At 69.3% G+C, this 13,857-nt stretch carries 11 protein-coding genes; 5 read left to right on the forward strand and 6 right to left on the reverse strand.

The window, feature by feature from the left end; translation table 11 throughout:
* Positions 1-189: 189 nt before the first annotated feature.
* On the forward strand, positions 190-1,416 hold the full coding sequence (locus tag FHU35_RS09020) for a cytochrome P450 (RefSeq protein ID WP_145738069.1): 1,227 nt from the start codon (positions 190-192) through the stop codon (positions 1,414-1,416).
* A gap of 176 nt (positions 1,417-1,592) precedes the next feature.
* Here FHU35_RS09020 and FHU35_RS09025 read toward each other — a convergent pair whose 3' ends face one another.
* The 5 genes from FHU35_RS09025 to FHU35_RS09045 all read right to left on the reverse strand — a co-directional run bounded on the left by FHU35_RS09025 (position 1,593) and on the right by FHU35_RS09045 (position 6,177).
* Entirely contained in the window at positions 1,593-2,036 is a 444-nt protein-coding gene (locus FHU35_RS09025) for a nuclear transport factor 2 family protein (protein ID WP_145738070.1), read from the reverse strand.
* An 84-nt stretch (positions 2,037-2,120) separates the two neighbouring features.
* Positions 2,121-2,990 carry a TIGR03619 family F420-dependent LLM class oxidoreductase gene (locus FHU35_RS09030; protein ID WP_145738071.1) on the reverse strand — a complete coding sequence of 290 codons (870 nt, stop codon included), beginning with the start codon at positions 2,988-2,990 and terminating at the stop codon, positions 2,121-2,123.
* Position 2,991: 1 nt separating this feature from the next.
* Complete coding sequence (locus tag FHU35_RS09035; RefSeq protein WP_145738072.1) at positions 2,992-4,152, reverse strand: thiolase domain-containing protein; 1,161 nt, start codon at positions 4,150-4,152, stop codon at positions 2,992-2,994.
* The gene (locus FHU35_RS09040; protein ID WP_145738073.1) at positions 4,152-5,207 is read right to left on the reverse strand and encodes a thiolase domain-containing protein; all 1,056 of its coding nucleotides are present in this window, start codon (positions 5,205-5,207) and stop codon (positions 4,152-4,154) included. The genes FHU35_RS09035 and FHU35_RS09040 overlap by 1 nt, the downstream gene beginning before the upstream one ends.
* A 10-nt stretch (positions 5,208-5,217) precedes the next feature.
* On the reverse strand, positions 5,218-6,177 hold the full coding sequence (locus FHU35_RS09045) for a Zn-ribbon domain-containing OB-fold protein (RefSeq protein WP_425474115.1): 960 nt from the start codon (positions 6,175-6,177) through the stop codon (positions 5,218-5,220).
* 91 nt (positions 6,178-6,268) lie between these two features.
* On the opposite strand from FHU35_RS09045, the gene FHU35_RS09050 reads away from it, so the two are divergent.
* The 4 genes from FHU35_RS09050 (at position 6,269) to FHU35_RS09065 (ending at position 11,961) form a co-directional block, all read left to right on the forward strand.
* A complete protein-coding gene (locus FHU35_RS09050) occupies positions 6,269-7,306 on the forward strand; it encodes an LLM class F420-dependent oxidoreductase (protein WP_145738074.1) in 1,038 nt (345 codons plus the stop codon).
* Positions 7,307-7,441: 135 nt separating this feature from the next.
* Positions 7,442-8,992 carry an acyl-CoA synthetase gene (locus FHU35_RS09055; protein ID WP_145738075.1) on the forward strand — a complete coding sequence of 517 codons (1,551 nt, stop codon included), beginning with the start codon at positions 7,442-7,444 and terminating at the stop codon, positions 8,990-8,992.
* Positions 8,993-9,148: 156 nt separating this feature from the next.
* A complete protein-coding gene (locus tag FHU35_RS09060) occupies positions 9,149-10,789 on the forward strand; it encodes an acyl-CoA synthetase (protein WP_186459350.1) in 1,641 nt (546 codons plus the stop codon).
* A 68-nt stretch (positions 10,790-10,857) separates the two neighbouring features.
* The gene (locus tag FHU35_RS09065; protein ID WP_145738076.1) at positions 10,858-11,961 is read left to right on the forward strand and encodes an NAD(P)H-dependent flavin oxidoreductase; all 1,104 of its coding nucleotides are present in this window, start codon (positions 10,858-10,860) and stop codon (positions 11,959-11,961) included.
* Positions 11,962-12,196: 235 nt separating this feature from the next.
* Here the strand turns inward: FHU35_RS09065 and FHU35_RS09070 are convergent, their stop codons facing one another.
* The gene (locus tag FHU35_RS09070) at positions 12,197-13,849 is read right to left on the reverse strand and encodes an acyl-CoA synthetase (protein WP_145738077.1); all 1,653 of its coding nucleotides are present in this window, start codon (positions 13,847-13,849) and stop codon (positions 12,197-12,199) included.
* Between the last annotated feature and the right edge of the window lie 8 nt (positions 13,850-13,857).

The raw sequence follows: 13,857 nt of genomic DNA on the forward strand, positions 1-13,857 counted from the left end.
TCACCGCAATCGCTACCGCCACGAATCTAGAACATGTTATCCCCATGCGCCATGACCGGAGGGGAGGCGGAACGATCTTTGCCTTGGCTTGCACGATTCATCTGTAGTTAAAGGGGTTTACCGAACGCGCTCCATGTGGTTCGCTTCACATAGAACTCGTTTCAGTTCGTGCAGCGCAGGAGGTAAGCCGTGGTAGCACCGAGCCTTCCGGAAGGCTTCGACTTCACCGACCCCGACCTCTACTCCGAGCGGGTGCCGCTGGAGGAATTCGCGGAGCTTCGGCGTACCGCGCCCATCTGGTGGAACAAGCAACCGTTCCGGAAGTCGGGTTTCGAGGACGAGGGGTACTGGGTCGTCACGCGGCACGCGGACGTCAAGGAGATCTCCCGGCGCAGCGACGTGTTCTCCAGCCACGAGAACACCGCGATCATCCGGTTCAACGAGGAGATGACCCGCGAGCAGATCGAGATGCAGCGGTTCATCATGCTCAACATCGACCCGCCGGAGCACACGAAGGTCCGTCGGCTGGTGGCGCGCGGTTTCACGCCGCGCGCGATCAAGAGCCTCGAAGCGGCCTTGCACGAGCGGGCCGAGGCGATCGCCACCGGCGCGCTGAGCTCCGGTACCGGGGACTTCGTCACCGACATCGCCTGCGAGCTCCCGCTGCAGGCGATCGCGGAGCTCCTGGGCGTGCCCCAGGAGCACCGCAAGGACATCTTCGACTGGTCGAACCAGATGGTCGCCTACGACGACCCCGAGTACGACATCGATCCGTCGACCGCGGCCGCGGAGATCCTCGGCTACTTCATGAACGTGGCCGACCAGAAGCGCAAGTGCCCGATGGACGACATCGTCACCAAGCTCGTCGAGGCGGACGTCGACGGCAGCGCTCTGAGCGATGACGAGTTCGGCTTCTTCACGATCCTCCTGGCGGTCGCGGGCAACGAGACCACGCGCAACGCGATCAGCCACGGCATGCACGCCTTCATGCAGAACCCCGACCAGTGGGAGCTGTACAAGAAGGAGCGGCCGCAGACCACGGCCGACGAGATCGTCCGCTGGGCCACCCCGGTGGTGTCCTTCCAGCGCACGGCGATGGCCGACACCGAGCTCTCCGGCGTGCAGATCAAGAAGGGCGAGCGGGTCGGGATGTTCTACAGCTCGGCCAACTTCGACGCCGACGTCTTCGACGAGCCCGAGCGCTTCGACATCACCCGCGACCCGAACCCGCACGTCGGCTTCGGCGGCACCGGCGCGCACTACTGCTTGGGCGCGAGCCTGGCGCGCCTGGAGATCGACCTGATCTTCAACGCCATCGCCGACCACATGCCCGACATCCGTCAGCTCGAGGAGCCGCGCCGGCTGCGATCCGGCTGGCTCAACGGCATCAAGGAGTACAAGGTCCAGTACCGCTGATCTCCAGATGGCGCTCCCGGTTGTGAGTCCCGGGGGCGCCATCGGGCGGTTCTGGTCCGAACTGACCGGGCGAAACGGGCATCGCCCCCGGGCGGTTCGGACCACAACCGCCCCCGCGCACCACGATGGCGCCGCTCCCGCCAGGGGAACGGCGCCATCGTCGTGGGGGAGGGCTGCTAGGACTGCCGGAGCGTCGCGACGGCGCGGTCGAACTCCCAGAACGCCCGCAGCGCGACGATCTTGCCCGCATCGTTGACGCGGTAGGAGAACACGCCCTCGGCGTCCATCACCGAACCGTCGGGCATGGTCGTGGTGATCGTGCCGGTGTTGGCGACCTCGTTGCCGCACGCGAACGAGTCCTCGATGAAGAACTCGATCCGCTCGGACTTCGCGATCGCGATGTCCCAGAACCCCAGCACGCCCTCGATCCCGCGGTGTCCCTTGCCCTCAGGGTCGAACAGCGAGGGACCCACCGGGTCCTCCAGCACGGCGTCCTCGGCGAACAGCGCGAGCCACTCGTCCTTCTCGCGCCGGGCCACGGCGCTGATCGACGCCAGCGCCGCGTCGCGGGCCGGGTGCGGCTCCCGGCTGGCCTTCCAGTGCACTCCAGTGTCGCTCATGCGGCCTCCTGACGAGTTCTGCTCGGTACGACAGCGGTGGCGGGCCGCGAAGACCCGCCACCGCACAACCGAAAACGGGTGTTCCTAGACCTTCTCGATGACATCGGCGGCGAACTTGCGGATCGAGTCCTTCTTGGCCTCCAGCGGCGCGTCGAAGCCGTGGCCGTCGAAGAGCCACGGCACCACGATCGCGTCGGTGACGCCCACCTCGGCCTGCTCGCGGTAGCCGTCGGCGCCGAACCGGTCGACGCACACGGCCTGGATCTCGAACGGCTCGTCCGCGCGGTCGTAGGAGGCGCGCAGCTCGCCGAGCTTGTCGATGGTCTCGCGCAGCTCGGAGAGCTTCATCATCGCCGACGCCCAGCCGTCGCCCACCCGCGCGGCGCGCTTGAGCGCCGGCTCCGTGTGCCCGCCGACGTAGATCGGCATCCGCTCGGTCGGGGCGGGGGAGATCTGCAACTTGTCGAAGTCGAAGAACTTCCCGTGGTACTCGACCATGCCGCCGCCGAGGATCAGCCGGATGATCTCGATCATCTCGTCGACCCGCGCTCCGCGCTTGGCGTACGGGGCCCCGCACCACTCGAACTCCTCCGGCGCCCAGCCCAGCCCGAGTCCGAGCCCGAAGCGGTTGCCGGTCAGCGACGCGACCGAGGCCAGCTGCCGGGACAGCAGGACCGGGTTGCGCGGGCCCAGCTTGAGCACCGAGGTGTAGAACCGCAGCCGCGAGGTCGCCGCGCCCATCGCGGCGGTGGCGATCAGCGGGTCCACCCAAGGCGTGTCGGCGTCCCACATCCGGGATCCGTCCTGGGTGTAGGGGTACTCGGCGGAGACCTTCTCCGAGTAGAACAGCGAATCCGGCAGCGCGACCGAGGAGTACCCGCACTCCTCGGCGGTGCGCGCGAGCTCGGTGAGCTGGTCGAGCGGCGTCATGGCCACCGACATCGTGAACTTCATGTCAGGCTCCAGGTTTGTTCGATCCGACGACCCACATGGAGAAGTACTGCGAGCCACCGCCGTAGGCGTGACCGAGGGCGACCTGCGCGCCGTCGACCTGGTTCTCGCCGGAGTCCCCGGTGACCTGCCGCGCGGCCTCGGCGAAGCGCAGCAGTCCGGAAGCCCCGATCGGGTTCGACGAGAGCACGCCGCCCGAGGGGTTGACCGGGATGCGGCCACCGATCGCGGTCTCGCCGGACTCGGTGAGCTTCCAGCCCTCGCCTTCCGCGGCGAACCCGAGGTTCTCCAGCCACATCGGCTCGAACCACGAGAACGGCACGTAGATCTCGGCGACGTCCACTTCGGACAGCGGGTCGGTGATCCCGGCCTGCTTCCACAGCGCGGCCGCCGCGTCCTTGCCCGCCTGCGGGCTGACCTGGTCGCGGCCGGCGAACGTCGTCGGCTCGGTGCGCATCGCGGTCGCGTGGATCCACGCCGCCTTGCGGCCGTTCGCGCTGGCCTCGTCGCCGATGACGACCGCGCACGCGCCGTCGGACGAAGGGCAGGTCTCGTCGTAGCGGATCGGGTCCCACAGCATCTGCGAGGCCATCACCGAGTCGACGGTGATCTCCGACTGCTTGAGGTGCGCGTAGGGGTTGCGCGATCCGTTGCGGCGGTCCTTGGCCGCCACCATCGCCCCGGTGTGCGTCGGGGCGCCGGAGCGGCGGATGTAGGAGCGCACGTGCGGCGCGAAGTAACCGCCCGCGCCCGCGCCGACCGGCATGCTGAACGGCGGGACGATCGACAGCGCCCACATCGCGTTGGACTCGGACTGCTTCTCGAACGCCACCGCCAGCACGCGCTTGTGCACGCCGCCCTGGACCAGGCTGGCCGCCACGTTGCCGGTGGAACCGCCCACCGAGCCCGCGGTGTGCACCCGAAGCAGGGGCTTCCCGGTCGCGCCCAGCGCGTCGGCCAGGTGCAGCTCGGGCATCATCACGCCCTCGAACAGGTCCGGCGCCTTGCCGACCACGACCGCGTCGATGTCCGGCCAGTCCACCCCGGCGTCGGCCATCGCGCGGTCCACCGCCTCGCGGCACAACCCGGCCATCGAGACGTCCAGCCGCTTGCTGGTGTGGTGGGTCTGGCCGGTGCCCAGCACGGCCGCCAACTGCTTGCCCATCAGTCTCGTCCCTCCATCACGCACACCAGGTTCTGTTGCAGCGCGGGGCCGCTGGTCGCGTGCGCCAGCACCTTCCCGGCGCGGCCCTCGAAGACCTGCGTGGCCGCCTCACCGATGCGCGACAGACCGGCCGCGAACATCGGGTTGCCGCACAGCGCGCCGCCCGACGGGTTGACCGCGACCGACTCGTCCAGCCCGAGAGCCCGCCGCAGCACGATCTCCTGGTGCGTGAAAGGTGCGTGCAGCTCGGCGATCTCGACGCCGTCGGTGCCCAGTGCCGTTCCCGCCGCGGCGGTGGATTCCGAGCGGCGCAGGTCGCGAGCGCCCAGGCTGCCGGATTCGATGCGGTGCTGGATGCCCCCGATGTAGGCGGGTCGTTCGCGGATCTCGCGAGCGCGTTCGGCCGAGGCGAGCACGATCACCGACGCCCCGTCGGTGATCGGCGCGCAGTCGTGGGCGCGCAGCGGATCGGCGACGTAGGGCTCGGCCAGCAGTTCCTGCGGGTCGAACGCGCCGGAGATCTGCGCGCTGGGATTTCCCTTGGCGGACGCGCGGTTCCGGGCCGCGACCTCGGCCATCTCCTGCTCGGTGTAGTCCCCGGCGTCCAGGCCCATGCGGGCCTGCAGGCCGGCGATGCTCACCGAGTCGGGCCACAGCGGTGCCACCGAGTAGGGGTCCAGCTGCAGCGCCAGCGTGCGGCGCAGGTCGCCGGCGGAGGACTTGCCGAATCCGTAGACCAGGGCGGTGTCCACCTCGCCGGTCTGGATCTTCACCCACGCCTCGAAGAGCGCCCAGGCGGCGTCCATCTCGACGTGCGATTCGTTGATCGGCGGGAACGCGCCGATCGCGTCCACCGCTGCGATGAACGAGAAGGCCCGCCCGGCCAGGTAGTCCGACGATCCCGAGCACCAGAAACCGATGTCGGTCTTGGACAGCCCGGTCTGGGCGAAGACCTCCTGGAAGATGGGGACCAGCATCTCGACACCGTTCGTGGTGCCGTTGGTGGCGCGCACGTTCGGTGCCTGTGCGAAGCCGACGACGGCGACGTCAGTCATGGCAGCTCCTTCACAGGTGGTGGGCGTAGGTTTCGAACGCCGCGTCCGGTTCGCCGGTCGGTTCGAAGTGGTCGATGTTCTCCAGCGTGGGGCCCCACTCGTCGCGCGGTTTCCACGACGCCTTGACCCGCATGCCCATCCGCACCTCGTCGGCCTCGCAGCCGAGCACCAGGTGCAGGAACGGGATGTCGGCGCCGTCGAGCAGCACGTAGGCGCCGACGTACGGCGGCTTGATGCGCTGGCCCAGGAACGGCACGTTGACGATGCAGAACGTGGTCACGGTGCCGGTATCGGGCAGCTCCACCTCCTCCACCGTGGGAACGCCGTCGGTGGGGCAGGCGCCGCGCGGGGGGATGTAGACCTTCGAGCACGCGGGGCAGCGCTGACCGAGCAACCTGCCCTCGGCGAGCCCTTCCAGGTAGCGGCTCTCCTCGGGTGAGGCGGAGTGGGTGTAGTTGAGCTGCACCGGTGAGGTCAGCATCGTCACCGGATCACCGCCGGCCGGTTCCGGCGCGGTGGTGGGGGTGCCCGCGGGTTCGAAGCAGGCGATGTCGCGAATCCCGTTGCCGCGCTCGGCGGCCCAGCGGACCTGCACGCGCATCCCGGTGGAGATCGCCTCCGGTCCGGGCACGTCCACGGCGTGCAGCAGCGGGGTGTCCGCGCCGTCCAGGCGCACCAGCGCCCAGGCGAACGGCCGCTCCAGCGGCTGGCCGGGCAGCGGATCGGGCATCCAGGTCCAGCTGATCACCGCGCCCTGGCTGCCGACTTCGACGAAGTCGTCCAGCGGGGCCGCGGTGTCCGGGTCGTATTCGATGGGTGGCACGTGCACCCGGCCGTCGCTGCCGCGCACCCCGACGATGCCGCCATCGCGCAGCGAGGTGGCGAATCGGCTGTGGACGGTCCCGAGCGAACGGGTGTAGTCGAAGCCGATGTTGAGCGGGGCGCTGAGCGGTTCGGAGATCCCAGTCACAACCCGAAGTGAAACATGTTCTCGCCATCGCGGCAATATCCGGTGCAGTATGGGCGGGGTCCGCGGACGGTCGGGAAAGGGAGGTTCACAAGTGAAAGTAGGACTGCAGCTCGGGTACTGGGGTGCCGCGCCACCGCAGAACTCCCAAGAACTCGTTCTCGAAGCCGACCGCGCTGGATTCGACGCCGTCTTCGCGGCCGAGTCGTGGGGCTCGGACGCCTTCACGCCGCTCGCCTGGTGGGGGTCGGAGACCCGCAACGTGCGGTTGGGGACCTCCGTAGCGCAGATGTCGGCGCGCTCGCCGGCGTCCTGCGCGATGCACGCGCTGACCCTCGACCACCTCTCCGGTGGCCGCGCGGTCCTGGGGCTCGGCGTGTCCGGTCCGCAGGTCGTGGAGGGCTGGTACGGCCAGCCGTTCGCCAAGCCGCTGGCCCGGACCAGGGAGTACGTCTCGATCGTGCGGCAGGTGCTGGCGCGCGAGGACAAGGTGCGCAACGACGGCCCGCACTACCGGATGCCCTACGACGGACCGGGTTCGATCGGGCTCGGCAAACCGCTCAAGCCGATCACCCACCCGCTGCGAGCGGACCTGCCGATCTGGCTGGGTGCGGAGGGGCCGAAGAACGTCGCGCAGACCGCCGAGATCGCCGACGGCTGGATCGCGGTCTACTACTCACCCCGGGTCGGCCCGATGTACGAGGAATGGCTGGCCGAGGGTTTCGCCCGCGAGGGAGCGCGCCGCACCCGCGAGGAGTTCGAGGTCGCCGCGACCTGCCAGGTCGTGGTCACCGACGACCCCGCGGCCGAGCGCGCCAAGCTCAAGCCCTCGGTGGCCCTCTACCTCGGCGGGATGGGCGCGCCGGGCATGAACTTCCACGCCGAGCTGTTCCGCCGGATGGGCTACGACGAGGCGGTCTCCGACATCGAGCGGCTCTTCGCCGCCGGTCGGCGGGAGGAGGCGGTCGCCGCGGTCCCGGACGAGGCCATCGACGACGTGGCGATCATCGGCGACCGCGACCACGTCCGGGAGCGGATCGCGGTGTGGGAGAAGGCCGGGGTGACCTCGCTGCTGGTCGGCTGCCGCGACGCGGAGCACGTCCGGTCGGTCGCCGACGTGGTTCAGAGCTGAAATACGTTCTCGTGTGAATCGGGGCGCGGGTCGGATTGCTCGCAACGGGTTCGGCCCGCGACCTTGCTCCACAACTGCAACACGTTCTAGGTTTGTTCGGCTGGGGAACGCTTTCGTCGTCGACAGGAGTCCGCCGTGGCCGACATAGGACTGTGGAACATCGCCCACCAGCAGCCGGACCGAACGGCCGTGGTCTCGCCCGACGGGAGTTCGGTCACCTACGCCGAGCTCGCCGCGGCGGCCGACCGGTACGGCCGCGGTCTGCAGAGCATGGGGTTGGAGCCGGGCGACAGCATCGTGCTGATGCTGCCCAACGGCGCGGACCTGCTGGCCGCGTACTTCGCCGCCGTGCAGACCGGGCTGTACGTGGTGACCGTGAACTGGCACCTCGTCGGGCCCGAGGTCGCCTACATCGTCGAGGACAGCGGAGCCAAGGCGTTCCTCGCGCACGAGCGGTTCGCCGACGCCGCCTCCGACGCCGCCGCGCGCAGCGGCCTGCCCAGCCAAGCGCGCTTCGCCGTCGGGAACGTGCCGGGATTCCAGCCGCTGGCCAACCTCGGTGCGGATGAGCCGGTCGGGCGCCCTGACGTGCGCACCACGGGCTCGCCGATGCTCTACACCTCCGGCACCACGGGCCGTCCCAAGGGCGTGCGCAGGCCGTTGTCGGGTGCGGACCCGGACGACGTCCCGCGCGCCAACGAGTGGTTCTTCGGGGTCTTCGGGCTCAAGCCCTTCGACGACCACGTGCACCTGTGCGGCTCGCCGCTGTACCACACCGCCGTGCTGAACTTCGTGAGCATCTCGATCCAGTTCGGGCACACCGCGGTCCTGATGGATCGCTGGGGCGCCGAGGAGATGCTCCGGCTGATCGAGAAGCACCGCGTCACGCACAGCCACATGGTTCCCACCCAGTTCCACCGGCTGCTGGCGCTGCCGGAGGAGACCCGGGCCCGCTACGACGTGTCCTCGCTGCGCACGATGATCCACGGCGCCGCTCCGTGCCCGCAGGAGGTCAAGCGCGCGATGCTGGACTGGTGGGGCCCGGTCGTCGTCGAGTACTACGCGGCGACCGAGGGCGGCGGCACGACGATCATGGCCGATGAGTGGCTGCGCAAGCCCGGTTCGGTCGGCAAGCCCTGGCCGGGCTCGGTGGTGCGGATCCTCGGTGACGATGGCGGCGAGCTGCCCGCCGACGAGATCGGCACGGTCTACATGCAGATGGGCGGCTCGTCCTTCGAGTACCACAACGACAAGAAGAAGACCCAGGAAGCGCGTGTGGGCGACCTGTTCACCCTCGGCGATGTCGGCTACCTGGACTCCGACGGCTACCTCTACCTGTGCGACCGGCGCAACGACATGATCATCTCGGGCGGCGTGAACATCTACCCGGCCGAGATCGAGAACTCGCTGTCGGTGCACGCCAAGGTCGCCGACGTGGCCGTGTTCGGCGTGCCGCACGACGACTGGGGCGAGGAGGTCAAGGCCGTCGTCCAGCCGGCCGAGGGTGTTGCCGCCGGCGACGAGCTGTCCGAGGAGCTGCTGGCCTACGCGCGGGAGCGGTTGGCCAAGTTCAAGGTTCCGCGCAGCATCGACTACGTCGACGAACTGCCGCGGGATCCCAACGGCAAGCTCTACAAGCGCAAGCTGCGCGATCCGTACTGGGAAGGCCGAGAAAAGGCCATCTGAGCTGCGATGATCGGTGCGCGTCCGCGCGCGGCGGGGGAAGGGCCCGCTGCGCGCGACGTCGTGCTGCCCGCAGCACCGCGCGACGGCGGATCGCCCATTTCGCGGTAGACCTCTTCAGCCCTTGTCTTCAGCGATAACACGTTCTACTTTTTTCGAGTGGCACTCAACATCGCAGATCTCTTCGAGCACGCAGTCGACATGGTCCCTGAGCGCGTCGCAGTGGTCTGCGGCGAGCGCCAGGTGACGTTCGCCGAACTGGAGCAGCGGTCCAACCAGCTGGCGCACCACCTCGCCGAGCGGGGAGTCGGGCCGGGCGCGCACATCGGTGTGTACTCCAGGAACTCGATCGAAGCGCTGGAGGCGATGCTCGCGGCGTACAAGCTGCGCGCGGTCGCCATCAACGTGAACTACCGCTACGTGCCCGCGGAGCTGCAGTACATCTTCTCCAACGCGGACATGGTCGCGCTCGTTCACGAACGGCGGTACAGCGATCACGTCGCCGAGGTGCTGCCGCAGGTTCCGAACCTGAATCACGTTCTAGTCATCGAGGACGGTTCGGACGCCGACCACTCCCGGTACGACGCCGCGGAGTACGAGGCCGCGCTGGCCGCCCAGCGCGCCGACCGCGACTTCGCCGAGCGCAGCGCCGACGACCTCTACCTGCTCTACACCGGTGGTACCACCGGCATGCCCAAGGGCGTCATGTGGCGCCAGGAGGACGTCTGGCGCGTCCTCGGCGGCGGCATCGACTTCATGACCGGCGAGTACGTCAAGGACGAGTGGGAACTGGCGCGCACGGGCGCGGAAACCGGTGGCCTGGTGCGGCTTCCGGCGGCCCCGTTCATCCACGGCGCCGCGCAGTGGGCAACCTTCGGTAACCTGTTCGCCTGCGCCACAACGGTGTTCGTCCCCGAGTTCGACCCGCACGAGGTGTGGCGGGCGGTGGAGAAGAACAAGGTCAACGTGCTGGCCATCGTCGGTGACGCGATGGCGCGGCCGATGATCGAGGCCTACCACGAGGGCGAGTACGACGCGTCGTCCGTGGTGGCGATCTCCTCGACGGCCGCGCTGTTCTCGACCTCGGTCAAGCACCAGTACCTCGAAGAGCTGCCCAACGTCGTGATCACCGACGCGATCGGCTCCTCGGAGACCGGCTTCGGTGGCATCGGCATCGTCACCAAGGACGGCGTCCAGACCGAGGGCCCCCGTGTCACGGCGGACAAGAAGCTCATCGTCATCGACGACGAGAACCGGCCGCTGGAGCCGGGAACCGGGCAGGTCGGCTGGCTGGCCAAGACCGGACACGTGCCCCTGGGCTACTACAAGGACCCGGAGAAGTCCGCCTCCGTGTTCGTCGAGGTCGACGGCACGCGCTACGTGGTCCCCGGCGACTACGCCCGGCTGGAGGCCGACGGGACGGTCACGCTGCTCGGCCGCGGCAACATGTCCATCAACACCGGCGGGGAGAAGGTCTTCCCCGAGGAGGTCGAGAGCGCGCTGAAGTCGCACCCCGACGTCTTCGACGTCCTGGTGGTCGGCGTGCCCGACGAGCGCATGGGGCAGCGGGTCGCCGCGCTGGTGCAGCCGCGCGAGGGAGCGGCGCCGAAGCTGGCCGAGCTCGACGCCCACGCCCGCGAGGTGATCGCCGGGTACAAGGTGCCGCGCAGCCTCTGGCTGGTGGACCAGATCACCCGCTCTCCCAGCGGAAAGCCCGACTACCCGTGGGCTCGCAAGCACACCGAGGCCCACGAGCCCACCGAGGTGAACGAGCCTTCGCGGAAGTCCGCCGCGCGCTGAGAGCCCGTTCCGCCGCCCGCACCGCTGCGGAAGACGTTCACACCGAACACGTTCGTGAGAGGAACCAGATGCGAACTTCGCTTTGCGACACGCTCGGGATCGAGCACCCGATCGTCGCGTTCACCCCGTCGGAGCACGTCGCCGCGGCGGTGAGCAAGGCGGGTGGGCTCGGCGTGCTGGGGTGCGTGCGGTTCAATGACCCCGAGGAGCTCGACCGGGTCCTGGACTGGATGGACCAGAACACCGGCGGCAAGCCCTACGGCGTCGACATCGTCATGCCCGCCAAGGTGCCCACCGAGGGCACCCAGATCGACCTGGACTCGCTGATCCCGCCCGAGCACCGCTCGTTCGTCGAGCGCACGCTCAGCCAGCTCGGCGTCCCGGAACTGCCCGAGGACGAGCAGGAGCGCGGCGGTGTGCTGGGCTGGCTGCACTCGGTGGCCCGCTCGCACGTGGACGTGGCGCTGCGGCACCCGATCTCGCTGATCGCCAACGCCCTGGGTTCGCCGCCGGTGGACATCATCGAGCAGGCCCACTCGCACGACGTCCTGGTCGCGGCGCTGGCGGGCAAGGCCGAGCACGCGAAGCGGCACGTCGACAACGGCGTGGACATCGTCGTCGCGCAGGGCCACGAGGCCGGCGGCCACACCGGTGAGATCGCCACCATGGTGCTCGTGCCGGAGATCGTCGACGCCCTGGCCGGACGCGCTCCGGTGCTGGCCGCGGGCGGCATCGGCACGGGGCGGCAGATCGCGGCCTCGCTCGCGCTGGGCGCCTCGGGCGCCTGGATGGGCTCCTACTGGCTCACCACGGCCGAGTACGGCATGACGATGGGCGACTCGGTGACGCAGGAGGCGCTGCTCGCGGCCGATTCCAGCGACACCGTCCGCTCCCGCATCTACACCGGCAAGCCCGCCCGGCTGCTGAAGACGAAGTGGACCGAGGCGTGGGCCTCCCCGGACGCCCCGGAGCCGCTGCCGATGCCGCTGCAGAACATCCTCGTCAGCGAAGCCCACCAGCGCATGATGCGCGCCACCGATCCGCAGGCCGTGTCCATGCCGGTGGGGCAGATCGTCGGGCGGATGAACGAGATCCGCCCCGTCGCCGAGGTCTTCGCCGATCTCCTCAAGGAGGTCGAGGAGACCTTCGCCAACCTCGACAAGCTCCGCTGACCGAACCCCACCGGTCCGCACCGCAGAAGGCCCTCCCGCACTTCTTCCGGGAGGGCCTTCTGCCGTGCTGCCGCTGTCGACCCGCGCGATGCCGACACGCCGGAGCTCCTCACCAGATCCCAGTTTTAGTCCAAACTGAGCCGACATTTCGGACATGATCATGGCTCGGTTTGGACTAAAACTGGGAAATGCCCCGATCGTGGGGTCGGGAGGAAGCGGGTCGGGCGGGAGCGGGTTAGGCCTGGGTGGGGGTGGTTTCTGCTTGGGCCTTGGCCCAGCGGTAATCGGCCTTGCCGCTGGGGGAGCGCTGGATCTGGGCGACGCGAACGATCGCCTTGGGCAGCTTGTAGCGGGCGATGTGCCGGGCCGCCTCGGTGATGAGGTCGTCGTCCGACGCCTCGTGGTCCTCCAGCAGCTCGACGATCGCGACCACTTCGCTGCCCCAGCGGTCGGAGGGGCGCCCGGTGACGATCACGTCGGCGATCGCGGGGTGAGCGGCCAAGGCGCGCTCGACCTCCTCGACGAAGATCTTCTCGCCGCCGGAGTTGATGGTGATGCTCTGCCGCCCCAGCAGCTGGATCTGGTCCTGGCTCAACCGGATCGCGCGGTCGCCGGGGATGCTGTAGCGCTTGCCGTCGACGACCGGGAACGTCCGGGCGGTCTTGCCGGCATCGCCGAGGTAGCCGAGCGGGACCCGGCCGTGTCGGGCCAGCCAACCCTGCTCACCGGTGCCGAGCTCGCGGGTGAGGTCGTCGTCGAGGACCGTGGTGTCGCCGTCCGGGGTGAAAACGCCTGCCTCAGCGCTGCTCCCGTCCGAGACCTGGCTCATCTGGATGCCGGTCTCCGACGATCCGACCGTGTCGACGAACAGCACGTTCGGCAGCTGCGCCTGCAACCGGCCGCGGACCGTCGGGGTCAGCGGAGCGCCGCCGTTCTGCACCGCGAACACGCCGGAGAGGTCGTAGTCGCCGCGTTCCAGCTCGGCGACCATGGGCCGGGCCATCGCGTCGCCGACCACCGGGATGCTCACGACCCGCTCGCGTTCCACGGTGCGCAGGACCTCCGCCCAGTCCAGGCGTTTCGGATCGGCGGGCAGGATCATGGCGCCGCCCTGGGTGATCATGTGGAACGCCGACCACTGCGCCGCGCCGTGCATGAACGGCGCGGTCATGATCATCCGCATCCCACCGCCGCCCTGCCTGGCGGTTTCGGAGATCTGGTCGTAGGAGCTGTAGGGCTCGGAGCTGCCGAACGGGGTTCCGCCCATGGCGCTGACGTAGGCGTCGTGCTGCCGCCACATCACGCCCTTGGGCATCCCGGTGGTGCCACCGGTGTAGAGCAGGTAGAGGTCGTCGCCGGCCGGTTCCGGCGGCGCGTCGGGTGGCGGGGTGTCCACGATGGACTCGTAGGCGACGGCGCCGGGCAGCAGCGGGTTTCCGCTGTCGTCGTCGACCTGGATCAGCGTGCGCAGGTCCGGTAGCCGGTCGCGGATCTCGGCCACCTGCGGCGCGAACGCGGAGTGGAACACCAGCGCCTCGGTCCTGGCGTCGGTGAACAGGTACACCAGTTCCTCCGCCACGTACCGGTAGTTCACGTTGAACGGCACCGCGCGCGCCCGCAACGCGCCCACCATGGCTTCCAGGTACTCGTTGCCGTTGTGCAGGTAGAGGCCGACGTGGTGCTGCCCGGACTCGTGCCCGGCCAGGTGCTCGCGAGACGTGTGGCAGCCGAATCCCCGGCTCGTGAAGTAGTGGGCGACGCCGTCGACGCGGGCGTTGAGCGCGGAGTAGGTGAACCGGCGATCGCCCCAGACCAGCACCTCCTGGTCGGGAACCGCGTTCGCGACGGTCTGGAAGACCGCGGACAGGTTGAAGGTCGTGCCCGTCATGGGGTTCT

This window comes from Saccharopolyspora dendranthemae (genome assembly GCF_007829955.1).
In the GTDB taxonomy this organism is placed as follows: domain Bacteria; phylum Actinomycetota; class Actinomycetes; order Mycobacteriales; family Pseudonocardiaceae; genus Saccharopolyspora; species Saccharopolyspora dendranthemae.

What these genes read in the sequence shown, in the direction of transcription:
- FHU35_RS09035 (WP_145738072.1), bottom strand. Translation starts at nt 4,152, where the DNA reads ATGGGCAAGCAGTTGGCGGCCGTGCTGGGCACCGGCCAGACCCACCAC.
- FHU35_RS09040 (WP_145738073.1), bottom strand. Translation starts at nt 5,207, where the DNA reads ATGACTGACGTCGCCGTCGTCGGCTTCGCACAGGCACCGAACGTGCGC.
- FHU35_RS09070 (WP_145738077.1), bottom strand. Translation starts at nt 13,849, where the DNA reads ATGACGGGCACGACCTTCAACCTGTCCGCGGTCTTCCAGACCGTCGCG.
- FHU35_RS09065 (WP_145738076.1), top strand. Translation starts at nt 10,858, where the DNA reads ATGCGAACTTCGCTTTGCGACACGCTCGGGATCGAGCACCCGATCGTC.
- FHU35_RS09025 (WP_145738070.1), bottom strand. Translation starts at nt 2,036, where the DNA reads ATGAGCGACACTGGAGTGCACTGGAAGGCCAGCCGGGAGCCGCACCCG.
- FHU35_RS09030 (WP_145738071.1), bottom strand. Translation starts at nt 2,990, where the DNA reads ATGAAGTTCACGATGTCGGTGGCCATGACGCCGCTCGACCAGCTCACC.